The following is a 23387-nucleotide window of genomic DNA, read 5'->3' on the forward strand; positions in this document are numbered from 1 at the left end:
TTGGGGCCGCTGTGTGCCCCATCGCCGGCAAGCCGGCTCCCACAGGGTTCGATGTAGCCCTGAAGCTTGCACATTACCTGTGGGAGCCGGCTTGCCGGCGATGGGCTGCAAGGCAGCCCCCAGCGGTCTCACTGACTGGCATGATTTCTGAACAGGGTTCGCACTCGTGGTAAATGCAGCAAAAACCAAACCCGCGCCAATCATCGATCGCCTGGTCGTCGTAGGCCTCGGCCTGATCGGCGGCTCCTTCGCCAAGGGCCTGCGTGAAAGCGGCTTGTGCCGCGAAGTGGTCGGCGTCGACCTGGATGCCCCGTCGCGCAAGCAAGCTGTGGCACTGGGCGTGGTCGATCGTTGCGAAGAAGACCTCGCCGCCGCCTGTGTCGGTGCCGACGTCATCCAGCTGGCCGTGCCGATCCTGGCCATGGAAAAACTCCTCGCCCGTCTGGCTCAGCTTGACTTGGGCAAGGCGGTCATCACCGACGTCGGCAGTGCCAAAGGCAACGTCGTGCGCGCCGCGCGTGCCGTGTTCGGTGAGCGCCTGGCGAACTTCGTGCCGGGCCACCCGATCGCCGGCTCCGAGCAAAGCGGGGTAGAGGCCTCCAATGCCACCCTGTTCCGCCGTCACAAGGTCATCCTCACGCCATTGGCCGAAACCGACCCTGCCGCCTTGGCGTTGGTAGACCGTCTGTGGCGAGCGCTGGATGCCGACGTCGAGCACATGCCGGTGGAGCGCCACGACGAAGTGCTGGCCGCCACCAGTCACCTGCCGCACCTGCTGGCCTTCGGCCTGGTCGATTCTCTGGCCAAGCGCAATGAAAACCTGGAGATCTTCCGGTACGCTGCGGGTGGTTTCCGCGATTTCACAAGAATCGCCGGAAGCGACCCGACCATGTGGCACGACATCTTCCTCGCCAACCGCGAAGCCGTCCTGCGCACCCTGGATACTTTTCGCAGCGACCTCGACGCCTTGCGCGACGCGGTCGATGCTGGGGACGGCACCAGTTGCTGGGTGTGTTCACCCGCGCTCGGGTTGCCCGCGAGCATTTCAGTAAAATCCTGGCCCGCCGGGCCTATGTGGACGCTATGAACGCCAACGATCTGATTTTCCTGGCCCAACCTGGTGGCCGCCTGTCCGGACGGATCCGCGTTCCGGGCGACAAGTCGATTTCCCACCGTTCGATCATGCTCGGCTCGCTGGCCGAGGGCACGACCGAGGTCGAAGGCTTCCTTGAAGGCGAGGACGCGCTGGCGACCCTGCAAGCCTTCCGTGACATGGGTGTGGTCATCGAAGGCCCGAACCATGGTCGCGTGACCATTCATGGTGTCGGCCTGCACGGCCTCAAGCCGCCACCTGGCCCGCTGTATGTCGGCAACTCCGGCACCTCCATGCGCCTGCTCTCCGGTCTGCTGGCGGCGCAGCCGTTCGACACCACCATGACCGGTGATGCCTCGCTGTCCAAGCGCCCGATGAACCGCGTCGCCAATCCGCTGCGCGAGATGGGTGCCGTGGTCGAGACCGGCCCGGAAGGCCGTCCGCCGCTGACCATTCGCGGTGGCCACAAGCTCAAGGCCCTGACCTACACCCTGCCGATGGCCAGTGCCCAGGTCAAATCCTGCCTGCTGCTGGCTGGCCTGTACGCCGAAGGCACCACCACGGTCACCGAGCCTGCGCCGACCCGTGACCACACCGAGCGCATGCTGCGCGGTTTCGGTTACTCGGTTTCGTCCAATGGCCCGGTCGCCTCGCTGCAGTCCGGTGGCAAGCTCACCGCTACCCGTATCGAAGTACCGGCCGACATCTCGTCCGCAGCGTTCTTCCTGGTGGCAGCCTCGATCGCCCAAGGTTCCGAGCTGGTGCTCGAGCACGTTGGCATCAACCCGACCCGTACCGGCGTGATCGACATCCTGCGCCTGATGGGCGGCGACATCACCCTGGAGAACCAGCGCGAAGTCGGCGGTGAGCCAGTGGCCGACCTGCGCGTGCGCGGTGCCCAGCTCAAGGGCATCGATATTCCAGAAGAACTGGTACCGCTGGCCATCGACGAGTTCCCGGTACTGTTCGTTGCCGCGGCATGTGCCGAAGGCCGCACCGTGCTGCGTGGCGCCGAAGAACTGCGGGTGAAGGAATCCGACCGGATCAGGTAATGGCCGATGGCCTGATCACTCTGGGCATCAAGTGCGAACCGACCCCGGACGGCATCATCATCGACGGCGGCCAACTCGGCGGCGGCGAAGTTCATGGTCACGGTGACCACCGTATCGCCATGGCCTTCAGCGTCGCTTCGCTGCGTGCCAGTGCACCGATCCGCATCCACGATTGCGCCAACGTCGCCACGTCGTTCCCCAACTTCCTCAAGCTGTGCGCGGAAGTCGGTATTCGTGTTGCCGAAGAGGGTAAGTCGTGAGTTCGCTGGCACCTGTCATCACCATCGACGGCCAAGCGGCTCGGGTAAGGGCACGGTCGCTGGCCTTCTCGCGCGTGAGCTTGGTTGGCGGCTACTGGACTCCGGCGCCCTGTACCGTTTGCTGGCGTTTAACGCCACCAACCACGGCGTCGACCTGACCAACGAAGAGCTGCTCAAGGCCCTGGCCGCCCATCTGGATGTGCAGTTCATCGCAGCCGAGCCCGGTAAGCTACAACAGATCATTCTCGAAGGTGAGGACGTCAGCAATGTCATCCGCACCGAGACGGTCGGGGCGGGCGCATCGATGGTGGCGTCGCTGCCGGCGGTGCGTGAAGCGCTGCTGCAACGCCAGCGCGCCTTCCGTGAGGCGCCTGGGCTTATCGCCGACGGTCGCGACATGGGTACGGTGGTGTTCCCGGACGCGCCGCTCAAGGTCTTTCTCACTGCCAGCGCTGAGGAGCGTGCACGTCGCCGCTACCTGCAGTTGAAGGCCAAGAACGAAGATGTTAGTCTGTCGAGTCTGCTAGATGAGATACGTGCGCGTGATGAACGTGACACCCAGCGTGCAGTGGCCCCGCTGAAACCAGCGGCCGATGCCATTCAGCTGGACTCCACCGAGTTGTCCATCGAGCAGGTGTTGCAACGTATCAGGAGCGAGATCGCCCAGCGCGACCTGCTCTGATCGCCAGGAAGGCAGGCAGGGGCACCAGTCAACGTCCTGCCCGCTTTCCTTTTACTTAACGAAACCCACATTGTCTGGAATGTGGTTATGGGCGTTTACTTCGCCCGAATTTACAGGAATTAAAATGAGCGAAAGCTTTGCAGAACTCTTTGAAGAAAGCCTGAAAACCCTCAATCTTCAGCCGGGTGCGATCATCTCCGGTATCGTTGTCGACATCGACGGCGACTGGGTTACCGTACACGCTGGCCTGAAGTCCGAGGGCGTCATCCCGCTCGAGCAGTTCTACAACGAAGCTGGCGAGCTGACCATCAAGGTCGGTGACGAAGTTCACGTTGCGCTGGACGCGGTCGAAGACGGCTTTGGCGAAACCAAACTGTCCCGTGAAAAAGCCAAGCGCGCCGAGTGCTGGATTGTTCTGGAAGCAGCTTTCGCCGCCGAAGAAGTGGTCAAGGGCGTTATCAACGGTAAGGTTAAGGGCGGCTTCACTGTCGACGTTAACGGCATCCGTGCGTTCCTGCCGGGCTCCTGGTTGATGTCCGCCCTGTGCGCGACACCACCCACCTGGAAGGCAAAGAGCTGGAATTCAAGGTCATCAAACTGGACCAGAAGCGCAACAACGTTGTTGTTTCGCGTCGCAGCGTCCTGGAAGCCGAGAACAGCGCCGAGCGCGAAGCCCTGCTGGAAACCCTGCAGGAAGGCCAACAGGTCAAGGGTATCGTCAAGAACCTCACCGACTACGGCGCCTTCGTGGACCTGGGCGGTATCGACGGCCTGCTGCACATCACCGACATGGCTTGGAAGCGCATCAAGCACCCGTCGGAAATCGTCAACGTTGGTGACGAAGTCGACGTTCGCGTCCTGAAGTTCGACCGTGAGCGCAACCGCGTTTCGCTGGGTCTGAAGCAAATGGGCGAAGATCCGTGGGTTGCTATCACCGCTCGCTACCCAGAAGGTACTCGCGTTACCGCTCGTGTTACCAACCTGACCGACTACGGCTGCTTCGCTGAGCTGGAAGAAGGCGTTGAAGGTCTGGTACACGTTTCCGAAATGGACTGGACCAACAAGAACATCCACCCGTCGAAAGTCGTTCAGGTTGGCGACGAAGTGGAAGTCATGGTTCTGGACATCGACGAAGAGCGTCGTCGTATCTCCCTGGGCATCAAGCAGTGCAAATCGAACCCATGGGAAGACTTCTCCGGCCAGTTCAACAAAGGTGACAAGATCACCGGTACCATCAAGTCGATCACCGACTTCGGTATCTTCATTGGTCTGGAAGGCGGCATCGACGGTCTGGTTCACCTGTCCGACATCTCCTGGAACGAAACCGGCGAAGAAGCCGTACGTCGTTTCAAGAAGGGCGACGAGCTGGAAACCGTCATCCTGTCGGTCGACCCAGAGCGCGAGCGCATCTCCTGGGCATCAAGCAGCTGGAAGACGATCCGTTCTCCAACTTCGTTGCTGTCAATGACAAGGGCGCTATCGTCAAGGGCATCGTGAAAGAAGTTGACGCCAAAGGCGCCATCGTCACCCTGGCCGACGACATCGAAGCTACTCTGAAAGCTTCCGAAATCAGCCGTGACCGCGTTGAAGACGCGCGTAACGTCCTGAAGGAAGGCGAAGAGATCGAAGCCAAGATCATCAGCGTTGACCGCAAGTCCGCGTCATCAGCCTGTCCATCAAGTCGAAGGACGATGCTGAAGAGCGCGAAGCTATCCAGAGCCTGAAAAACACCGCTCCGGAAGCTGCTGCCGACACCACCATGGCTGCGCGCTGCGCGAAGCTATGGCCAAGCAGAACTAAGTTCTGTTTGATCGGTAAAAAAGGGGTGGCCTTCGGGTCACCCTTTTTTCGCTTGAGTTTTGTGGTGGGGTGTAAATCGAGCGCCGCCCGCGCGGCGCGATCGCGAGCAAGGCTCGCTCCTACGTTTGTTTACGGCCAATAACGCCTGTGACAGGCGCGCGCGACCGCCTTGTTTGCACGACGCGATATCGTGCGATGCGCCAAGGCGTTCGCGCGCAAATCCCACAGGCATAACTTGCCCGAAACAAACGTAGGAGCGAGCCTTGCTCGCGATGCGCGCCGCGCGGGCGGCGCTCGATCTACCAGGCGCTGCATCCCGGCAGCCATGCACTCATAACCACACCGCATCCCAATGTGGATAATCGCCGACCTTGGCAACCAATCCGGCCCTGATCGGATTGGCGACGATATACCTGGCTATCTTCAAGACATCATCATCACGACGCAGGGCTCGGTCGTGATATCCCGCCTGCCAGACCGGCGTGGCCTTTACCCCGGCCTTGTGCAGTGTATTGCTGGACCGGGATTTGAACCCTCGCATCAGTGCGCCTAGCGTCACATCCCTCAATTCAATCAACCAATGCACATGGTCAGGCATCACGACCCAGGCTAGCGATCGACAATGATGCTTATGTTCGGTATGGCGAAGGTTGTGAATGACCAGGCGCGCAAAACGAAAGTCTTGAAAAAGCGGGCGACGTTGGTGGGTTACGGTGGTAAGCATGTAGAGCCTGCCTGGCTCAGAGTACCTTGCCCGGCGAAGCATGCAGCCATGAGGTTTGGGCATTTTTTCTTCCTTGAACTTATAAATGCGTGCTGAGCGTAGCCACTGTCCGCAACTCCGGAACGGTTAAAGAATTGCAGCTTGTAAAATGTTGGGGGCGAGAACTTGGGTGTGCGTGGCCTGTTCTGAATGGTTGATTTTTGTGGGGCGGCGTTTATCGAGCGCCGCCGCGCGCGGCATCGCGAGCAAGGCTCGCTCCTACGTTTGTTTACGGCCAATAACGCCTGTGATAGGCGCGCGCGACCGCCTTGTGTGTACGACTCGATATTGCGCCATGCGCCAAGACGTTCGCGCGCAAATCCCAGGCAGGCATAACTGGCCCGAAACAAACGTAGGAGCGAGCCTTGCTCGCGATGCGCCGCGCGGGCGGCGCTCGATCTCAAAACCACCACACCCCTTCAGCCATGCGCATCCCCGCCAATCCAGCGCACATTCCCTCCCACGCCCAATCTTGAATTTTTTTATTAAGTCAAGAACCACCCTGTTCAAATCCCTCCGAGCGTGCTACAAACTGATTAAGCAATGATCTAGCTGCTTGATAACGAAGGGAAAAATATGACGAAGTCGGAGCTGATCGAACGTATTGTCACCCATCAAGGGCTGCTCTCGTCCAAGGACGTCGAGCTGGCAATCAAGACCATGCTTGAACAGATGTCCCAATGCCTGGCTACCGGTGATCGCATCGAGATCCGTGGTTTTGGCAGTTTTTCCTTGCACTATCGTGCCCCCGGGTAGGTCGCAATCCCAAGACCGGCCAGTCGGTGGAGCTCGAAGGCAAGTTCGTTCCGCACTTCAAACCGGGCAAGGAGCTGCGTGATCGAGTCAACGAAGAAGAGCACGAGCACCCCTGAGTGCTGAAGGAGCAGTCTGATGCGTAACCTCAAGCGCGCCTTGGCGGCGTTGTTCGTGCTGCTGTTGGCGGCTGTGGTGCTGTTCTTCGTGCTGGAGAACCAGCAGACCGTGTCCCTGGTCCTGTTCGGCTGGGCGGCGCCGGCGATGCCGGTGGCTGTGCTGGTGCTGGCTGCACTGGTGGTTGGCTTGGCCGTTGGCCCATTGCTCGGTGCCTACGGCGTATTGCGCAGCAAGCGCAAAATCCGCGCATCCGCCCGGCAAGCAGCCCTGAGTGGCAATTGAGGAAATTTCCTACCTTCATTTAAGAAGGTCTCACCTGTGCACGTGTCCTCGGTCATGAAGTAATACGCCACTTCATTTCCGGCCCAGGCGAGTGAGTAGTAGCATGGAATTTCCCGTTATTTCCCACCACGGTGGCACCCGAGGCGTTACCGGTTCCTGCCACCAGCTCCACCTTGATTCATCGATCAGTCTGCTGGTCGACTGCGGCCTGGAGCAGGGCGCCGATGCAGCGCCAGATACTGAGTCTGCGGCGCTCGGCTTCGACATTCAGGGCATCCAGGCCCTGATCATCACCCATGTTCACCTCGATCACGTAGGGCGCATCCCGGCCTTGCTTGCCGCCGGTTACCGCGGCCGATTCTGTGCAGCGAGCCGTCGGCCAAGTTGCTGCCACTGGTGCTGGAAGATGCCTACAAATTAAGCGTCAGCAGCAAACCTGCCCACGTGAGCCGCTATCTTGAGTTTCTCGAAAGCCTGATCGTGCCCGTGCCTTTCGGGCAGTGGCACGCCATCGTCGATACGCCAGAGCTCAGTTGCCATATACGCCTGCAGCGCGCCGGTCACCTGCTCGGTTCCGCCTATGTGGAGTGCGACGTCGACAGGCAAGGTGTAAATACCCGCGTGGTTTTCTCCGGTGACCTGGGCGCACCCCGCAACCCCCTGTTACGCGCAGTTCAGCCGCCTGAGCGAGCTGACGTGCTGGTGCTTGAAAGCACATATGGCGATCGCTTGCATCCCGAACGCAGTGACCGACTGCAACAGCTAGAGGCCGCAATCGATCGCGCACTGGAGGATAAAGGTACGATCCTGATCCCGGCGTTTAGCCTTGGGCGTACACAAGAGTTGTTATACGAGATCGAAGACATCCTGCATCGCAAGGCATTGCTGTCTGACGGGGGCAAGGGCGAGGGTGAAGATCCACTCGATTGGTCGCAGCTCCCCATCATCCTCGACTCACCTTTGGCGCAGCGCATCACCAAAGCCTACCGAGACCTGCATGATTACTGGAATGCCGAGGCCCGCGCACGCTTGGGTGAGGGGCGTGATCCGCTAGGGTTCAACCAGTTGATCGGCGTCGATACCCATGCCCGGCATCAGCAGGTGGTCAATTACCTCAAAAGTACAGGCCGGCCTGCGATTGTGATTGCTGGCAACGGTATGTGCTCTGGTGGGCGGATCGTGAATTACCTAAAGGCCATGCTGGGTGATCCGCGGCATGAGGTGATGTTCGTGGGGTACCAGGCCAAAGGTACGCCGGGGGCGGTGATTCAGGCTAGTGAAGGGGCTGAAGGGTTTGTGCAGATTGACCTGGATGGAGATATGTATGAGATCCGGGCGAAGGTGATTACCTTGAGTGGCTATTCGGGGCATGCGGACCAGGCTGGGTTGGTGGATTTTGCGTTGGGTTGCTCGGGACGGCGGGTGGTTTTAGTGCATGGGGAGTCGTCGGCGAAGGAGGTGCTGGCCCGTGTGTTGCGGGAGCGCTTTGCGGAGGTGTCGAAAGAGGTGTGCGTCACAATTGCGTGATGACCATTGGGCGGGTAGGGTGGTGTCTGTCGAATAGTGAGGAACTTCTGTAGGAGAGTTCCCTCTATTACTGATTAATGCTTAGTGTGAAAGGCGTCGCGGGCATGTTGGCAAAATGACGCTACGCTTGCTTTGAGGGGTCGCAGCACCGGTTTACGGGCTGAGGGGCGGCCTCCAGAGGTGAATGCAATCAGACGGACCCAAGGAAAAATAGAATAAATGCGCAATGAACGTGAGCGCCTGGTTGGTGATGAAGAGATTGATCTGTTTGAGCTAGTTGCGGGGCTGTGGAAACAGAAAGTATTGATCATTTTGACGGCCGTCATAGTGACTGGAGCGGCTGTAGCTTACGCCCTGCTGGCTACACCAATTTACGAAGCTAGTTAGGTTTGTGCAGCCTCCAACCCAAAATGACATTGCCCAGCTTAACTACGGGCGTGGAGGGAATAGCGGGCTGAATGTGATTTCCGTCAAGGATGTCTATGGGGCTTATTTGAGAAACCTTCAGTCTGAATCCCTGCGTCGTGAGTTTTTCCGGAAGGTTTACCTCCCAAGCCTCCCAGAGGAAAGGCGTAAAGGGTCACAGGACGCCCTGTACAACCAATTTCGTGACGTCTTGACTCTTGGGGTTGTGAGCAAAGACACACCTGATCGTTTATTTGTCAGCTCCAGCCAACCCGATCCCGGGCAGGCAGCGCAGTGGGTAGTGCACTATGTCGAAATGGCAGGCGAGCGCGCCAAGAAAGAGGTGATTCAGGATGCGCGAGCCGATGTTTTGGTCAAGGCCGACAACCTTGAGCAGCAGGTAAGAGCTGAGCGTGAAAGTGCTCGAAAACAGCGTGAAGACCAGATCGCTCAGTTGACGGAGGCGCTGCGTGTCGCCCGCTCGATCGGCTTGGAAAAGCCTCCAATCATTTCAAACAACCTTTCGAGTGAGCTCTCTGCTGGTATGGATGGCTCACTGACTTACATGCGTGGCTCCAAGGCTCTTGAGGCCGAGATAGAAAACCTTCGCAGCCGGACGTCCGATGATCCCTTCATTGCCAAGTTGCGCCAAAGGCAAGAGGCAATGGCATTCTATCGCGCGCTTCAGGTGGACCCGGTGTGATTCAGGTGTTCCGCCAGGATGGTGCCGTTGAGTCGCCCGACCGGCCTGTAAAGCCCAAAAACTCATTATCGTGGTGCTTGGTGCTGTTCTGGGCTTAGGGCTTGGGGTTGCCATCGCACTTGTTCGCCATCTGTGGGTATCTCGTTTGCGAAAAGGCCAAGCCGGGTGACAGAATCCTGACGCGGGTGGTAGTGGGATGCATTCAGTGTCACAATGCCACCTTCGTCCTAGGGGACAGGGAAGTTTTACTTAAGCGGAATGGGTCGTGACGTTCACGGCACTAGTGCTGGCCTTGTCTTCGGAAGCTGTTTTCACTCAACCCGACAGGCATCAGCGTGACAAGCATTCCCGCAATTACCCCGCTCCAATTCGTGATGAAATCGACGTACTTAGCGTATTGCAGACACTTTGGAAGAAAAAATCCAAATTGGCGCATTTGCGTGCCTCGCAGGAGTGTTGGCAGGCGGATACGCCTTCTCGCTGACGCCAGAGTTTCAGGTCAGCACCGTGTTGCGCCCTGCAGCGTTGAATGATCTAGACAGCTTGAATCGTTCAAAAGTTTATACGCTTACCCCAGGCCAGGCACTTACCCGAATCGGTGCATCTCTGGAGTCTTACGAAACACGATTAGGTACTTTCGTACCAATCCGGAGCTTCGGGAAGCATTTGTAACGCCTGGTCGCTCCGAAGAACAAGGTTTTGAGTACTTTAACCGCAATGCGTTGAAAGTAATTCAGCCTGACGCCAAAAAGACCGATCTGTTGACAGCATTCATTGGTCTTGATCTTCGCTATCCCGGGCATCGACGGACAGCAGGTGCTCAACGGCCTTGTTCAATACGCGATCCAAAAAGAACGCCAGTCGGTTTCCGAGGATCTCAATGTCATTGTTAGTAACCGCATAAAAGAAATCGACAACGAGTTAGCGTCTGCTCGTGCGGAATACGACATCGGTAAGATGAGCCAAATCGCAGCCTTGCAAGAGGGCGACGACATCAAGCGTGCGCAACTCAACGACGAGCTTCGTGCCCTGCGCGCTCAACTTAAATTGCGCCGCGCAGACCGCATCGCCCAGCTTGATGAAGCTATAGCCATTGCTCGCAGTCTCGGCTTGAAGCGCCCCTCCACGCCCTCGTCAATGGGCCACAGTGAGCCTGAGGGCGCTGGGCGTGATACGTACGGAGATAAACAATCAGCAAGTACCGATGTACTTCCTTGGCACCGATGCGCTGGAGGCGGAACGGCAGGCGTTGCGGGAGAAAAACCGATGATTTTGTCGAGCCGCGAATCGCTCAGATCCGCAAGGAGCTGATGTTGCTGGAGCAAAATCGAACGATGCAGTCGCTTGAACAACGAAAGAATGATGAGCTGTTCGTCAAGGGGCTGGAAGCCCTACGCGCGGAGCGCTCAAGACTGACCGCGGTAAATACGGATTTGGCAGGTTTGCGCCTGGTTAGTGTCGATCAGCAAGCTACTGAGCCGCTTAGCCCTATCTTCCCACGGAAATCATTGTTTGTTTCCTTGGTGTGATATTGGGAGGGGTAATGGGAATGGTTTACGTGCTGTTGCGCCATGCATTGAAGGCTCGTCGTCGAGTTGAACTTCGTGAGACCATGATGATGAAGAAAGTCATCGGGGCTGAGGTAATGACACCGTTGCCAAGCAGACCTCAGTGACCTTTAATGGCTGTCCGTGAATTCAGCGATGCAGCCTAGAAAGTAGTGGCAGATTGATATTCTGCTTTGCCCGGTCGAACACCAGGTTTGCATTAAAGGGGGCCGGGCGGTATGGGGAACAGGCCTCGTTGACTGATTCCCTATGGCGCCGTTGAAGCCTCGTAGCAGATCACTGGAAAGCCATGCCCCCTTTGAGCACGACAAATCGCCGCATATTTCCTGCGGATTTGGCGAAGATACCAACAGGGTGAGAGTGGCTTTCCTACCACATTGCTCAATTAGTAACTAGGTTGGATGACACATGTTCTCATTGAAAGACATCAAACTCGCAGTAATTGGCCTCGGTTACGTCGGCTTACCCTTGGCAGTGGAGTTTGGAAAAAGCGTTCGGTGGTTGGATTTGATATCAATCCAACGCGAATCGATGCCCTGCGCAATGGCCACGACTCGACGCTGGAGGTCAGTGGTGCCGAACTGCTAGAGGCCGAACATCTTCAGTACAGTGCAGCACTTGAAGATCTGCGGCAATGTAATGTCTTCATCGTGACCGTGCCTACTCCGATCGACGAGTACAAGCAGCCTGACCTGACCCCTCTGGTCAAGCTTCTTCGGAAACCATTGGCAAGGTGCTCAAGCGTGGGGACATCGTAATCTACGAGTCCACGGTCTACCCAGGGGCTACAGAGGAAGATTGCGTTCCAGTTCTGGAAAAAGTGTCAGGTCTGGTCTTCAACCAAGATTTCTATGCGGGCTACAGCCCTGAGCGAATCAACCCAGGTGACAAGGAGCACCGTGTCACCACTATCAAGAAAGTCACTTCGGGATCTACACCAGAAGTAGCGGAGCTGGTTGATTCGCTCTACCGTGAAATCATTATTGCCGGCACCCACAAGGCCAGCAGCATCAAAGTTGCGGAAGCGGCCAAGGTCATTGAAAACACCCAACGCGACCTGAACATTGCTTTGATCAATGAGCTGGCAGTGATCTTCAACAAGATGGGCATTGATACCGAGGCAGTGCTGCAAGCGGCCGGGACCAAGTGGAACTTCCTGCCTTTCCGTCCAGGCCTGGTGGGCGGTCACTGTATTGGTGTAGACCCGTACTACCTCACACACAAGGCTCAGAGCATCGGCTACCACCCTGAGATTATCCTTGCAGGCCGTCGCCTGAACGATGGCATGGGGGCGTACGTGGTGTCTCAGCTGGTCAAGACCATGGTCAAGAAGCGCATCCACGTAGACGGAGCCCGTGTTCTGATCATGGGGCTCACCTTCAAGGAAAACTGTCCTGACCTGCGCAACACCAAGGTGGTGGACATCATCAAGGAATTGCAGGATTACAACATCCAGGTAGATGTTCATGATCCATGGGTTAGTGTCGAGGAAGCACAGCATGAGTACGGGGTTACTCCAGTGCAGGAGCTGGAAGCCGGCACCTACGATGCTGTAATCCTTGCCGTTGCACACCAACAGTTCAAGGAAATGGGCGCGGCCGAGATTCGCGCGGTGGGGAAACCTGAGCATGTGCTCTACGACTTGAAGTACCTGCTGCCTGCTGAGGCCAGTGACCTTCGTCTGTGAATCGCTCAGGGGAGGGAGGCAAGATCAGCCACTCTCCCCTTAAATCTTCCTAAGGTTTACTCATGAATACCTACCAAGCATTGAATCAAGAGCTCGCCAGCCATCCGCGCACATGGCTCGTTACTGGGGTTGCCGGATTCATCGGCTCGAATTTGCTCGAAACCTTGCTCAAGCTCGGCCAGAAAGTCATCGGCCTGGACAATTTTGCCACTGGCCATCAGCGTAATCTGGAAGAAGTCAAAAGCTTGGTCTCGGCTCAGCAGTGGGCGGCTTTCACGTTCATAGAGGGCGATATTCGCAAGCTGGAAGACTGCCAGCGCGCGTGCGCTGGGGTTGATTACGTCTTGCACCAGGCGGCCCTTGGCTCTGTACCTCGCTCGATCAATGATCCCATCACCACGAACAGCACCAATATCGATGGTTTTCTCAATATGCTGGTCGCCGCCCGTGATGCTGGTGTGAAGAGCTTCACATACGCTGCGAGCAGTTCAACCTATGGCGACCACCCAGGTTTGCCAAAAGTTGAAGAGACGATTGGCAAACCGCTTTCTCCCTATGCGGTGACTAAGTACGTCAACGAACTGTATGCCGAAGTCTTTGCTCGGACCTACGGATTCAAGACGATTGGCCTGCGTTACTTCAACGTGTTCGGCAAGCGTCAGGACCTGATGGCGCCTATGCTGCAGTGATCCCCAAGTGGACGGCCGCCATGATCAACGGTGAGGATGTCTTCATCAATGGAGATGGCCAGACCAGTCGTGATTTCTGCTACATCGAAAATACTGTGCAGGCCAATCTGCTCGCAGCTACAGCGACCGACGAGCAGGCGCTCAATCAGGTCTATAACGTGGCAGTCAGTGGGCGTACGGACCTGAATCAGCTGTTTGCAGCGTTGCGTGGTACGCTCGCGGATAATGGCGTTGACTATAACAGGGAGCCGGTTTACCGCGACTTCCGCGCAGGTGACGTCAGGCATTCCCAGGCCGATATCAGCAAGGCGCGTCGACTGCTCGGCTATGAGCCCGAGTTCGACATCGAAAGCGGCATCAGCCAGGCCATGCCGTGGTATGTGAAGTTCCTTAAGTAGTAGATGCTTAGCTCAAAGTGCTGATTGCATCGCTCCTGTGCTTTGTACACTTTCAAGGTGCAAGAGGTCGACTCAACGGCATGAAGATTGTGGCCCCGGCGGAGCTAGCTTAACTGGATCGACAGTGGTCCGGAACATTGAGCGTAGCGCTCACGAGGGCATGGACAACCTTTACGGTCAGCACGTGTTGTCGCTGACCGAGGAATAGCAATGAGCGAAAAACCAGTTTACGTCACCCAGCCATTTCTACCAGCGTTGGAAGATTTTGTTCCTTACCTGGAGAAAATTTGGGATAACAAGATACTCACCAACGGCGGGCCAATGCACCAGCAGTTGGAGCAAGCGCTCTGTGAGTATCTTGGTGTTGAGCATGTCGCGTTGTTCAATAACGGGACCATTGCGCTACTGACTGCACTCCAGGCCCTGCGTGTGACAGGCGAAGTCATTACTACGCCATATTCGTTTGTGGCCACTGCGCATTCCTTGTTGTGGAACGGTATAAAGCCAGTTTTCGCTGATATTGATCCGCGCACACTGAATCTGGACCCAGAAAAAATCGAAGCAGCCATCACGCCCCAGACCACAGCTATCATGCCTGTGCACTGTTATGGCAATCCTTGTGATGTGCAGGCAATCCAGAAAATTGCCGACAACTACAATCTACGTGTGATCTACGACGCTGCGCATGCGTTTGGTGTAGAGGACGCAGGCGGCAGTATATTGCGTCATGGCGATTTGAGTGTCTTGAGCTTCCACGCTACCAAGGTATTCAACACGTTTGAAGGTGGCGCAATCATTTGCCCCGACGCCAAGACCAAGAAGCGTATTGATCAGTTGAAGAACTTTGGGTTTGTTGACGAAGTTACAGTGGTTGCACCTGGCATCAACGGAAAAATGAGCGAGATCAATGCGGCGTTTGGTTTGCTCCAATTGCAGCACATCGATACTGCTATGCACCGTCGTAGGTCCATAGACCTGCAGTATCGTCAAGGGCTAGCTGGGGTGACTGGCATAAGGTTGGTTGAAGATGCAGGGCAGCGGGTTGCAAACCACTCTTACTTTCCGCTGCTAGTAGAGTCTGACTATCCGTTGGGGCGCGATGAGCTTTATGAAAAGCTCAAGGCAAATAATATATTCTCACGCCGTTATTTCTATCCGCTAATAAGTGATTTCCCGATGTACCGCGGCATGAAGTCAGCACATAGGGAGAACCTCCCGGTTGCCGCTAAAATTTCTGAAAAAGTACTCTGTCTTCCAATTTATCCGATGCTGGAGGATTCTTCTGTGCAGGAAATTATTTCTATTATTAAGGCGGTCTGATAGTGAAGCTGGCGATTATGCAGCCTTATTTGTTTCCGTATGCGGGCTATTTTAATCTGCTTGAGCAAGTGGATCATTTCGTTTTTTATGATGATGTCAATTTCATCAAGGGTGGGTGGATTAACCGCAATCGCCTGATTTTATCAGGAGAAGTAAATTACTTCACGGTTCCATTACAAGGCGCCAGCCCTAATCTAAAAATCAATCAGATCAGAGTTCAGCCCAGAAAAGTATGGGAGCGAAAGGTTCTAGAAAGTATTCGTCAGTCGTATTCCAAGGCGCCGAACTTCCACTTTTGTTTTGATCTGATTAAAGATGTTTTTGATACTGAATCTGAACAGATAGCCGTACTTGCAAAGCGAAGTGTGATTAAAGTATCAGAGCGGCTAGGCTATTCTAATGTGTTCACCGATAGCTCAGAGAAATATGGAAATAGTTTGCTGTCAGGTGCTGAGCGTGTCATAGATATTTGTAAGCTTGAAGGTGCGTCGACCTATATAAATCTTCCTGGCGGCAAGGCACTATATGATCAACTTAGTTTTGCCAAGGCTGGTGTTGAGTTACGATTCAGTCGGCCGGCTCTAGTAAGTTATGAACAGTTCGGCAAAAATTTTGAGGCGGGGCTGTCGATCATAGATATGATGATGTTCAATAGCTTTGAAGAGTGCGTAGCACTGATTGCCCAGGAGCGATCTGAGTGAATAAGGCAATAGGTGGTTATTTTGGGCTGGAGTTGCCAGGCTTAGAACGAGTGCGCTATCAGGGAGCTATGTACTTTCAGTCCGCCCGTGCATGCTTCCATGCTTTACTGCAAAAAGGTAAGCCCAGTAAAGTTTGGTTGCCATATTTTAACTGTGACGCATTTTTGAATGTTCTGATAGCTTCTGGTATTGAATATTCGTTCTACTCTATTACTGAGGATTTTTTGGTTGAAGACGATATCCAACTGAGCGAAGGTGAGTGGTTGGTATATGTAAATTACTTTGGGATTTGCGACGCGCAATGTGATGCAATAATACGTCGATTTGGATCTGACCGAGTACTGCTCGACCATGCCCAAGCATATTTCTGCCCACCTAAAGACTGCCTAGCAACAATTTACTCACCGAGGAAATTTTTTGGTGTTCCGGATGGTGGGGTTTTGATATCAAGATTAAGTGTTGATCATTGCAGTAGCAGTGGTTCAAGTTCCTATGAGCGTACATTGCACCTGCTCAAGCGCTTTGCTGATTCCGCTGAATCAGGATACTCCGACTATCAGTCAGCAGAGCGAGCGTTAGAAGTTGTTGACTCGAGCGAAATGTCGTCGCTGTCGAAAAAGCTACTGTTCAATGCTGATGCGGATACAGTAATTGAACAGCGGAACAGAAATTTTATGGCACTACATGAGCAGTTAAAGTCGTTTAATCAATTGGACTTTGACGTGTCTTCCCTCAGAGGTCCGCTCTGTTATCCTTTTTGAACTGTGCTAATAGTACGCTCCGAAAAGAGTTAATCTCTGAAAGGATCTACAGTCCAGTGTATTGGGCCGAATGTCAGTCGCGGTGTGTGCCCGCTTCCAGAGAGTTTGTTTTGAGCAGCCTTCTTCTACCCCTCCCTTGTGATCAGAGGTACGGGCGTGAAGAGATGAATGCGATAGCAAGTGTAATAGTTAGAGGCCTAGAAATTGATTAAATTCTACGTTCGCGAACTTTGTCACAGTGATTTAGTTTCTCTCAACAAGTGGCGAAATGACCGAGAAGTAATCGACTGGTTAGGTTCGCCTTTTCGTTTTGTTTCGCAAAAGGTAGATGAAAGCTGGTTGGCAAATTACCATGCGAATCGAGGTAGCGCGGTCAGGCTGGCGATCTGTGAGGTGGCGAATGATATCTTGATTGGGGCGGTCTATCTTTTATCAATAGATTGGGTTTCAGAAGCAGTGAGCTTGCAATCTGGATCGGCGAAAAAGCTCTCAAGGGCAAGGCGCAGGATTGTTTGCTACCCAAGAGGCGTTGCGTCACGCTTTTATGGATTTGAACCTGAATAGAGTTTATTTGACAGTTTTGGAAAACAACGCCCGTGCGTTGTCATTGTACAAAAAAGTTGGGTTTAAAGTTGAGGGTACCCTACGGCAAGCTGTGTTTAAAAATGGTGAGTATTGTAATATGACTCAAATGTCAATTTTGGCCGATGACTATCGTTCTTTCGGTAAATTGGATACTTAAAGTGTCGTTGAAGAAAAACATTGTCGCCAATTATTTCAGCCAGATTTATGTGGCGCTTATTGGTGTGCTAATCTTGCCCATATATATAAAATATATGGGTGCTGAATCCTATGGGCTCATAGGATTTTTTACGATGCTTCAGGCATGGTTTGCTCTGCTCGATTTGGGATTAACTCCGACGATAGGGCGCGAGACGGCTAGATTCAGAGCTGGAAGAATGAGTGCTGTTGAGTACAGACGTTTATTTCGCGCTTTGGGGGCTATCTTCTTTGTGATGGCTATCCTGGGTGGGGAGGGCTGCTAGTAATGGCAAAAACTATAGCCAGTCAGTGGCTTAATTTTAAGTTACTAGCACAGGAAGAAGTGATTTTTTCTGTTCAAATTATGGCCGTCTGTGTGGCGCTGCGCTGGATGGGTGGATTATATCGGGGGTAATTAACGGTAATGAGCGATTGGTATGGCTCAGTCTGTTCAATGTGTTTGTCGCCTCCTCCGTTTTCTCGCTGTTTTTGCTTCGATGTATTTATATGGATATACAGCGAAGGTGTTTTTTGTCCATCAGTTGGTTGTCGCGGCTATCGAGTATCTCGGTCTTTTAATTATGGCACGACACTTACTGCCCGCGCTTGGGGATGATGCAAATAGTGTGGGCTGGTCGGTCACTCCAGTTAAGCCCTTGCTTAAATTTTCTTTAAGTATCGCGTTCACTTCCTCAGTGTGGGTACTTGTCACGCAGTCCGACAAATTGGTGCTTTCAGGGATTTTGCCACTAGCGGAATATGGTCATTTCACCTTGGCTGTGCTGGTGGCAAGCGGGATTATGGTTCTCAGCGGGCCAGTCAGCAACGCATTGCTGCCGCGAATGGCGAGACTCTATGCTGAAAACAAACCTAAAGAATTGATCGAGCTATACCGTAGAAGCACAAGATTTATAGCAATGATAATCGGTGCAGTTACGATAGTTTTGGCAATGTGCGCTAAGCCCTTATTGATAGTCTGGACTGGAGATTTAGAACTCGCGAGCACAGCCGCCCCTATCCTGACACTATATGCTTGGGGTAACGGCTTGTTGGCGTTGGCGGCCTTCCCCTACTATTTGCAGTACGCAAAAGGAAATTTAAAATATCACCTCGTTGGTAGTGTGATCACTGTCGGTGTTTTGATTCCTGCAATAGTCTTTTCCGCCTCTAACTTTGGTGGCGTTGGGGCAGGGTGGGCTTGGTTGCTGGTTAATGCGTTATTCTTCTTTGTTTGGGTGACCTATACGCATTATAGACTGGAGCCAGGACTGCAGTGGCGGTGGCTAGGGCTTGATTGTATGAAAACGTTGCTCCCTACCGTAATAGTTGTTTGGGGGTGGTAAGTTTCATGGACTTCTCCAGTGTGAGATGGGTGGCGCTATCGCAAATAGCGGGTGTCGGTATAGTTGCGCTGATTGTATCATTTGGCTTTTCAGCGAACTACCAGTCTCTTCGAGCCAGCTTGAAAAGGGGTGATATGCGCGGACCGTTGAAAGTATCTGTATGTATCGTAACGTACAATCAGGAACGATACATTGCTCAATGTTTGCAAAGTATTGTGGATCAAGAGGTTAGCTTTGATTTTGAGGTGTTGGTTAGTGATGATGCTTCATCTGACCGTACCCCAGAAATTATTTCAGAGTTCTCCAGACAATATCCGGATTTAATTAAGCCATTCCTGCACAAAAAAATCTGGGTGCTGGGGCTAATTTTGTCTTTGTGCATGATCAAGCTCAAGGTGAATATATAGCGCATATTGATGGAGATGACTATTGTTTGCCGGTAAGTTTCAGAGGCAGGCTGACTATTTAGATCAAAATGTACGCTGTAATATTGTGTGGCATAAAATGCTTGTTGAGTTCCCCGATGGGCGGATAGGTGCAGGTAGTCCGTCGTCTTCGGAAAATTATGCTAAAGGAGAGTATCTTTATGATATGGAATTCGATCGCGCTGCTATCTTGCAATATATTGCAGTAGGGGCTAATAGCTCAAAAATGTATCGGCGTGCGGTAAGGCATTATGAAGTTGCCGATTTTGAGACTTTGGACTATTTTGCTAACGTCGAGCAAGTCGGTGACGGGGTTGGCTGCTTTGCCTGTGATGAGCCGCTAGGTGTTTACCGTGCTGGTGTAGGAGTCTCGTCTGGGGAGTAAAACCCGTTTATTGCTATGTAAGACGTTTCTATTTTTCGCCAAAAAATACCCCCAATACAAAGCTAATATAAATGCAGCGGTACTGACGTATCTCATGGCCGATTTAAAGAATCGTCGAAAAACCTGGTGGGATTTCTTCAAGGTTTACATTTATACGTTTCATATGTGCTCAGTGGTAAAGTTTTGTAGGGGTGTTAAAGTTATTAGGCAGTTAAGGTATTCAAAATGACATGCTTTTCAAATATTCGCCGCGATCTTTCGCGTTTTCTAATAATGGCGGTTTGATTTGTTCGATAAAAATGTTCTTAGTTAGCCATTCATTCCATATGGTCCTGCTCTATAGGTTTGGCGTTTGGGTGTCGAAAGCCCCTTTGGTGGGAGGGGGCTGCGAATATTGATCGAGTATTTAATTCGAGTGGTTTATGCGAGCGATATTTCACTTCGATCTCGCATAGGTCCAGGTTTGGTAATTATGCATGGGCACGATATTGTAATTGGTAGCGAGGTTGTTATTGGTGAGAATTGTAAGATTTTCAATGGTGTTACTTTTGGGAATAAAGATACAGAGGTGCAAGATAATAAGCAGCCGCTGCTGGGTGATAACGTTATCGTTGGAACAGGTGCGAAAGTGCTAGGTGGGGTCAGGGTTGGAGATTTCGTGAAAATTGGCGCAAATAGTGTTGTTGTTAAGGATGTACCGGGTGGAGCGACAGTTGCAGGTGTGCCTGCCAAGGTCATTTCAATAGATAATATTAGCGATTGATTTCGTGAATGGAGTCTTGAAATGATCGTTTCGCCTTTTGGTATTCTCGTTTCGTTGTATCTGACTGCTAACTTTGTTTCGTTGGTTTTCGGAATTAATGATGGCGGGATGTTGCTTGAGGGAAGATTTTTTGAACTACCTGCTGAAGCTTTGGTGTGGTCGTTTCTCATTCAACTGCTATTTATGATTTTTTTGTGGTTGCTTTACAGGTTTTTTTTGAGATCTCCAATAGTAGACCTTAAGTTGGGCAGTGGGAGTGCTTGGTTTTTATTTATTACCCAAGTATCATTTGTGGCTTACAATCAAGTAGCCGGTGTTAACGTCGCAGGCGTCGAGTCGCACGGTGGTGCATTAGGTTACATTTTTTTTTGCTGCAGCCTGATATTTTATTTTTACTAATTGGGCTTGGTTTGAGATCAAGTTCCTGGTTTTGGTTAAATTGCTTCGTGTTTCTTGTGTCGATGTTTCTGCGTGGTTGGATGGGCGGGTTGTTTTTGGTTGTTGTCCTGATTTTGTGTAGAACTTATCCACTTCGGATTTCCTTGCGTAGATTTGGTCGCTTGCTCTTGTGTTTGATGGTTGTACTGGCATTGCTTCCTGTTGTTATCGATGCAAAATGGGCTATGCGTAGCGGAAAGAGTGTAAGTGATTTTGTATTTGGCTTGTCATCGATAGATGTTGATAGTTACTTTGCGGCAGTGCGATACATTATGAATCGTTTTCAGCATGTAGGTCACGTTGCTATTATTTTGGAGAACTCATCAGCATTGTTGTCCTCTTACCTTCAAGGGGTTTTTATACCATATTGGGCCGATGGGTTGCCGCAGATGGTTGCCTACAAGGTTTTTTCTGCTGATTATTTAAGGCTTAATTCATTTCTGGTTGAGGGTGTTTTCGGGTACCAAGATGCATATTGGAATACAAATCCAGGGCTAGCAGGCTGGGCTGTTATTTTACAAGAGCGGGCGGTTATTTTTGTTTTGTATCTGCTCTTGCTGCTTATTTTGATATATTATTTTTTGTATAAACATGCTGGGCGCCAGTATTTAATGTTGGTGGCGTGTTTTTCCTTGGTTTATCTATATCACGGGTGGATGGGGGCGTTTTTCAATTTAGGCTTATATGCTTTGGTGTTAATTGTCTCTGTTCGTGCTCGTTTTACTTTGCATCGACGAAATGTTTTAGAGGGTGACTCTGATGTGTGGATTTTCTGGGTTTCTTTTGTCCGCGAGATCTATTGATAATCCGCTTGGAGTGCTGGAGTCAATGGGGAACGCTATCTACCATCGTGGCCCTGACGATCTAGGTACTTGGATGGATGGAGTTGGCCGGGTTGGCTTCTCTCATCGACGACTTGCAATTGTTGATTTAAGTTCGGCGGGGCACCAGCCCATGCACTCGGTGCGTGGCCGTTTTACATTAGTTTTTAATGGTGAGATATATAATCACTTAGCTTTGCGCAATAAGTTGGAAAAAGAAGGCTTCGCTTTTGATTGGCGGGTCACTCCGATACAGAAACGTTGTTGGCCTGCATCGAAAGCTGGGGTCTTGATGCGACATTGAAAGCCACAGTGGGTATGTTCGCTATCGCGCTCTGGGATAATGAAAAAATTACTTACGTTAGCGCGTGATCGGCAGGGAGAAAGCCTTTATACTGGGGGTGGCAGGAAGGGAATCTAATATTTGGCTCTGAGCTGAAAGCTTTGAAATGCTACCCAGGGTTTGCTGGGGTAGTAGATAAAGAGGCCTTGTCGTTGTTGTTGAAGTACAACTACATTCCAGCGCCTTATTGTATTTATAAGAATTTTTTTAAGCTCAGTCCAGGTGCGGTGATTACATTTGGCTCTGATGGAAAGGTGGTTAATGAGTACGCCTATTGGAGTCTAAAGCAGGCAGCAGAATCAGCTGGTCGCGCTGTATTTAGTGGTAGCGATAGAGAAGCTATTGACGAATTGCAGTTGCGCTTGGAAAGCAGTATTGCCGATCAAATGCTGGCCGATGTTCCGCTTGGTGCGTTTCTCAGTGGCGGTGTAGATAGCAGTACAGTTGTAGCCTTGATGCAAAAACAAAGTGCGCGGCCGATTAAGACCTTCACCATAGGATTCACTGAGGCGGGGTTTGATGAGGCAATTCATGCTGGTGAGGTTGCAAGGCACTTAGGTACAGATCATACAGAGCTGTATGTTGGGGCTAAAGATGCGCTTTCAATTATTCCTAAGTTGGCGGGGATTTATTGTGAGCCTTTTGCGGATAGTTCGCAGATTCCAACATTTTTGGTTAGCCAGATGGCAAGCGAGCTAGTCACTGTTGCCCTTAGTGGTGATGGTGGGGATGAATTGTTTGGTGGCTATAATACATATCAGTTTGCTCTAGAGTGTGGTCTAAGTTGTCAAAAATCCCGATCGGTTTTCGAAAAATTATACCGGGCCTCGCTCAGTACTCTCCAGACGGGTCGAAACTCCAAAAACTCCTAAGTTTGAGCGGTGCGCGGACTCGGGAGCAGTTCTATGACAGTCTGATGAGTCATTGGTTGGACCCTGGTCAGCTATTAAGTAACTATGTTAAGTCGGAGTCATTACTGAATACCCCTTCTCTCTGGCCTGCGGTTGATGGGTTTGAGCACTGGATGATGGCCATGGACGCGCAAACATACATGGCTGATGATATTCTTGTGAAAGTCGATCGTGCTGCGATGGCGAATAGTCTAGAAACCCGCATTCCACTACTTGATCATCGTGTCATGGAGTTTGCATGGGCACTACCGCTAAATATGAAGATTCGCAGTGGGACTGGCAAATGGATATTGCGTGAAGTTCTTTATAGGCATGTTCCAAAAACACTCATCGAACGACCAAAAAAGGGCTTCTCAATACCATTGGGCGAATGGTTGAGGGGGCCGTTACGAGAGTGGGCTGAAGGATTACTAGGTGCGCGACTTATAGAGGAGCAAGGCTATTTCAAGCCTGAGCCAATAAGATTGATATGGAAACAGCATCTCGAAGGAAGGGGTGATAGGTCTCGGAAACTTTGGAGTATTCTGATGTTTCAGGCTTGGCTACAGGAGCAGTCGCAGTGAAGGTCCTACACATAATTTCAGGTTTGAATGTAGGAGGCGCGGAGCTTATGCTCAAACGCCTTCTAGAAC

26 protein-coding genes and 6 pseudogenes are annotated in these 23387 nt (G+C 52.4%); 30 read left to right on the top strand and 2 right to left on the bottom strand.

What is annotated here, in order from left to right:
* Window positions 1-199 precede the first annotated feature (199 nt).
* From PspTeo4_RS00570 to rpsA, 3 pseudogenes are all read left to right on the top strand, one after another.
* Window positions 200-2405: pseudogene (locus tag PspTeo4_RS00570) on the top strand (bifunctional prephenate dehydrogenase/3-phosphoshikimate 1-carboxyvinyltransferase).
* A pseudogene (gene cmk / locus PspTeo4_RS00575) lies at window positions 2402-3087 on the top strand ((d)CMP kinase). Before PspTeo4_RS00570 ends, cmk begins: the two co-directional pseudogenes overlap by 4 nt.
* Before the next feature lie 124 nt (window positions 3088-3211).
* A pseudogene (rpsA, locus tag PspTeo4_RS00580) lies at window positions 3212-4887 on the top strand (30S ribosomal protein S1).
* A gap of 331 nt (window positions 4888-5218) precedes the next feature.
* Here the strand turns inward: rpsA and PspTeo4_RS00585 are convergent.
* Window positions 5219-5674, bottom strand: coding sequence for an REP-associated tyrosine transposase (locus PspTeo4_RS00585; protein WP_322361892.1), 456 nt, complete (start codon window positions 5672-5674; stop codon window positions 5219-5221).
* A 63-nt stretch (window positions 5675-5737) separates the two neighbouring features.
* On the bottom strand, window positions 5738-5860 hold the full coding sequence (locus tag PspTeo4_RS00590; RefSeq protein WP_322361893.1) for a hypothetical protein: 123 nt from the start codon (window positions 5858-5860) through the stop codon (window positions 5738-5740).
* A 366-nt stretch (window positions 5861-6226) separates the two neighbouring features.
* Here PspTeo4_RS00590 and ihfB point away from each other — a divergent pair.
* The 27 genes and pseudogenes from ihfB (at window position 6227) to PspTeo4_RS00720 (ending at window position 23318) form a co-directional block, all read left to right on the top strand.
* Window positions 6227-6522, top strand: a pseudogene (gene ihfB / locus PspTeo4_RS00595) (integration host factor subunit beta).
* A 19-nt stretch (window positions 6523-6541) separates the two neighbouring features.
* On the top strand, window positions 6542-6805 hold the full coding sequence (locus PspTeo4_RS00600) for a lipopolysaccharide assembly protein LapA domain-containing protein (RefSeq protein WP_322361894.1): 264 nt from the start codon (window positions 6542-6544) through the stop codon (window positions 6803-6805).
* A gap of 103 nt (window positions 6806-6908) precedes the next feature.
* Window positions 6909-8332, top strand: a pseudogene (locus PspTeo4_RS00605) (MBL fold metallo-hydrolase RNA specificity domain-containing protein).
* A 219-nt stretch (window positions 8333-8551) separates the two neighbouring features.
* Window positions 8552-8719, top strand: a complete 168-nt coding sequence (locus PspTeo4_RS00610) for a Wzz/FepE/Etk N-terminal domain-containing protein (RefSeq protein WP_322361895.1) — start codon at window positions 8552-8554, stop codon at window positions 8717-8719.
* 4 nt (window positions 8720-8723) lie between these two features.
* The gene (locus PspTeo4_RS00615; RefSeq protein ID WP_322361896.1) at window positions 8724-9440 is read left to right on the top strand and encodes a hypothetical protein; all 717 of its coding nucleotides are present in this window, start codon (window positions 8724-8726) and stop codon (window positions 9438-9440) included.
* Window positions 9441-9705: 265 nt separating this feature from the next.
* A complete protein-coding gene (locus PspTeo4_RS00620) occupies window positions 9706-9924 on the top strand; it encodes a hypothetical protein (protein ID WP_322361897.1) in 219 nt (72 codons plus the stop codon).
* A gap of 296 nt (window positions 9925-10220) precedes the next feature.
* Window positions 10221-10751: a hypothetical protein gene (locus PspTeo4_RS00625; RefSeq protein WP_322361898.1), complete on the top strand. Its 531-nt coding sequence runs from the start codon at window positions 10221-10223 to the stop codon at window positions 10749-10751.
* Window positions 10751-10969: a hypothetical protein gene (locus PspTeo4_RS00630; RefSeq protein ID WP_322361899.1), complete on the top strand. Its 219-nt coding sequence runs from the start codon at window positions 10751-10753 to the stop codon at window positions 10967-10969. Before PspTeo4_RS00625 ends, PspTeo4_RS00630 begins: the two co-directional genes overlap by 1 nt.
* 447 nt (window positions 10970-11416) lie before the next feature.
* Window positions 11417-12695, top strand: a pseudogene (gene tviB, locus PspTeo4_RS00635) (Vi polysaccharide biosynthesis UDP-N-acetylglucosamine C-6 dehydrogenase TviB).
* Between the two features lie 62 nt (window positions 12696-12757).
* Window positions 12758-13384 (top strand): NAD-dependent epimerase/dehydratase family protein, encoded by a 627-nt coding sequence (locus PspTeo4_RS00640; RefSeq protein ID WP_322361900.1) that lies wholly within the window; start codon window positions 12758-12760, stop codon window positions 13382-13384.
* Complete coding sequence (locus PspTeo4_RS00645; protein ID WP_322364776.1) at window positions 13309-13782, top strand: NAD-dependent epimerase/dehydratase family protein; 474 nt, start codon at window positions 13309-13311, stop codon at window positions 13780-13782. The genes PspTeo4_RS00640 and PspTeo4_RS00645 overlap by 76 nt, the downstream gene beginning before the upstream one ends.
* 210 nt (window positions 13783-13992) lie before the next feature.
* Entirely contained in the window at window positions 13993-15102 is a 1110-nt protein-coding gene (locus PspTeo4_RS00650) for a DegT/DnrJ/EryC1/StrS family aminotransferase (RefSeq protein WP_322361901.1), read from the top strand.
* A gap of 2 nt (window positions 15103-15104) precedes the next feature.
* Window positions 15105-15803, top strand: coding sequence for a WbqC family protein (locus PspTeo4_RS00655; protein ID WP_322361902.1), 699 nt, complete (start codon window positions 15105-15107; stop codon window positions 15801-15803).
* Window positions 15800-16564 carry a hypothetical protein gene (locus PspTeo4_RS00660; RefSeq protein ID WP_322361903.1) on the top strand — a complete coding sequence of 255 codons (765 nt, stop codon included), beginning with the start codon at window positions 15800-15802 and terminating at the stop codon, window positions 16562-16564. Before PspTeo4_RS00655 ends, PspTeo4_RS00660 begins: the two co-directional genes overlap by 4 nt.
* Window positions 16565-16768: 204 nt before the next feature.
* Entirely contained in the window at window positions 16769-17128 is a 360-nt protein-coding gene (locus tag PspTeo4_RS00665; protein ID WP_322361904.1) for a hypothetical protein, read from the top strand.
* Window positions 17094-17306 (top strand): GNAT family N-acetyltransferase, encoded by a 213-nt coding sequence (locus tag PspTeo4_RS29720; RefSeq protein ID WP_416196935.1) that lies wholly within the window; start codon window positions 17094-17096, stop codon window positions 17304-17306. The genes PspTeo4_RS00665 and PspTeo4_RS29720 overlap by 35 nt, the downstream gene beginning before the upstream one ends.
* Window position 17307: 1 nt before the next feature.
* On the top strand, window positions 17308-17610 hold the full coding sequence (locus PspTeo4_RS00670) for a hypothetical protein (RefSeq protein ID WP_322361905.1): 303 nt from the start codon (window positions 17308-17310) through the stop codon (window positions 17608-17610).
* Window positions 17611-17763: 153 nt separating this feature from the next.
* Window positions 17764-18669 (top strand): lipopolysaccharide biosynthesis protein, encoded by a 906-nt coding sequence (locus tag PspTeo4_RS00675; RefSeq protein WP_322361906.1) that lies wholly within the window; start codon window positions 17764-17766, stop codon window positions 18667-18669.
* Window positions 18670-18674: 5 nt separating this feature from the next.
* The gene (locus PspTeo4_RS00680) at window positions 18675-19076 is read left to right on the top strand and encodes a glycosyltransferase family 2 protein (protein WP_322361908.1); all 402 of its coding nucleotides are present in this window, start codon (window positions 18675-18677) and stop codon (window positions 19074-19076) included.
* A gap of 22 nt (window positions 19077-19098) precedes the next feature.
* Window positions 19099-19479 carry a hypothetical protein gene (locus PspTeo4_RS00685; RefSeq protein ID WP_322361909.1) on the top strand — a complete coding sequence of 127 codons (381 nt, stop codon included), beginning with the start codon at window positions 19099-19101 and terminating at the stop codon, window positions 19477-19479.
* Window positions 19480-19951: 472 nt separating this feature from the next.
* Entirely contained in the window at window positions 19952-20242 is a 291-nt protein-coding gene (locus tag PspTeo4_RS00690; protein ID WP_322361910.1) for a hypothetical protein, read from the top strand.
* Window positions 20243-20263: 21 nt separating this feature from the next.
* A complete protein-coding gene (locus PspTeo4_RS00695; protein ID WP_322361911.1) occupies window positions 20264-20641 on the top strand; it encodes a hypothetical protein in 378 nt (125 codons plus the stop codon).
* 11 nt (window positions 20642-20652) lie between these two features.
* Entirely contained in the window at window positions 20653-21483 is an 831-nt protein-coding gene (gene wzy, locus PspTeo4_RS00700; protein WP_322364777.1) for an oligosaccharide repeat unit polymerase, read from the top strand.
* 73 nt (window positions 21484-21556) lie between these two features.
* Window positions 21557-21805 (top strand): hypothetical protein, encoded by a 249-nt coding sequence (locus PspTeo4_RS00705; protein WP_322361912.1) that lies wholly within the window; start codon window positions 21557-21559, stop codon window positions 21803-21805.
* On the top strand, window positions 21766-21873 hold the full coding sequence (locus PspTeo4_RS00710) for a hypothetical protein (RefSeq protein ID WP_322361913.1): 108 nt from the start codon (window positions 21766-21768) through the stop codon (window positions 21871-21873). Before PspTeo4_RS00705 ends, PspTeo4_RS00710 begins: the two co-directional genes overlap by 40 nt.
* A 72-nt stretch (window positions 21874-21945) precedes the next feature.
* On the top strand, window positions 21946-22716 hold the full coding sequence (locus PspTeo4_RS00715) for an asparagine synthase C-terminal domain-containing protein (protein ID WP_322361914.1): 771 nt from the start codon (window positions 21946-21948) through the stop codon (window positions 22714-22716).
* Window positions 22617-23318: an asparagine synthetase B family protein gene (locus PspTeo4_RS00720; protein ID WP_416196890.1), complete on the top strand. Its 702-nt coding sequence runs from the start codon at window positions 22617-22619 to the stop codon at window positions 23316-23318. The genes PspTeo4_RS00715 and PspTeo4_RS00720 overlap by 100 nt, the downstream gene beginning before the upstream one ends.
* The last annotated feature ends 69 nt before the right edge of the window (window positions 23319-23387 follow it).

Source organism: Pseudomonas sp. Teo4, from assembly GCF_034387475.1.
Classification (GTDB): domain Bacteria; phylum Pseudomonadota; class Gammaproteobacteria; order Pseudomonadales; family Pseudomonadaceae; genus Aquipseudomonas.

Coding starts and splice junctions, on each gene's coding strand:
- PspTeo4_RS00585 (WP_322361892.1), bottom strand. CDS start 5,674: ATGCCCAAACCTCATGGCTGCATGCTTCGCCGGGCAAGGTACTCTGAG.
- PspTeo4_RS00600 (WP_322361894.1), top strand. CDS start 6,542: ATGCGTAACCTCAAGCGCGCCTTGGCGGCGTTGTTCGTGCTGCTGTTG.
- PspTeo4_RS00610 (WP_322361895.1), top strand. CDS start 8,552: ATGCGCAATGAACGTGAGCGCCTGGTTGGTGATGAAGAGATTGATCTG.
- PspTeo4_RS00630 (WP_322361899.1), top strand. CDS start 10,751: ATGTTGCTGGAGCAAAATCGAACGATGCAGTCGCTTGAACAACGAAAG.
- PspTeo4_RS00640 (WP_322361900.1), top strand. CDS start 12,758: ATGAATACCTACCAAGCATTGAATCAAGAGCTCGCCAGCCATCCGCGC.
- PspTeo4_RS00650 (WP_322361901.1), top strand. CDS start 13,993: ATGAGCGAAAAACCAGTTTACGTCACCCAGCCATTTCTACCAGCGTTG.
- PspTeo4_RS00675 (WP_322361906.1), top strand. CDS start 17,764: ATGGCTCAGTCTGTTCAATGTGTTTGTCGCCTCCTCCGTTTTCTCGCT.
- PspTeo4_RS00680 (WP_322361908.1), top strand. CDS start 18,675: ATGGACTTCTCCAGTGTGAGATGGGTGGCGCTATCGCAAATAGCGGGT.
- PspTeo4_RS00690 (WP_322361910.1), top strand. CDS start 19,952: ATGCATGGGCACGATATTGTAATTGGTAGCGAGGTTGTTATTGGTGAG.
- PspTeo4_RS00695 (WP_322361911.1), top strand. CDS start 20,264: ATGATCGTTTCGCCTTTTGGTATTCTCGTTTCGTTGTATCTGACTGCT.
- PspTeo4_RS00705 (WP_322361912.1), top strand. CDS start 21,557: ATGGATGGAGTTGGCCGGGTTGGCTTCTCTCATCGACGACTTGCAATT.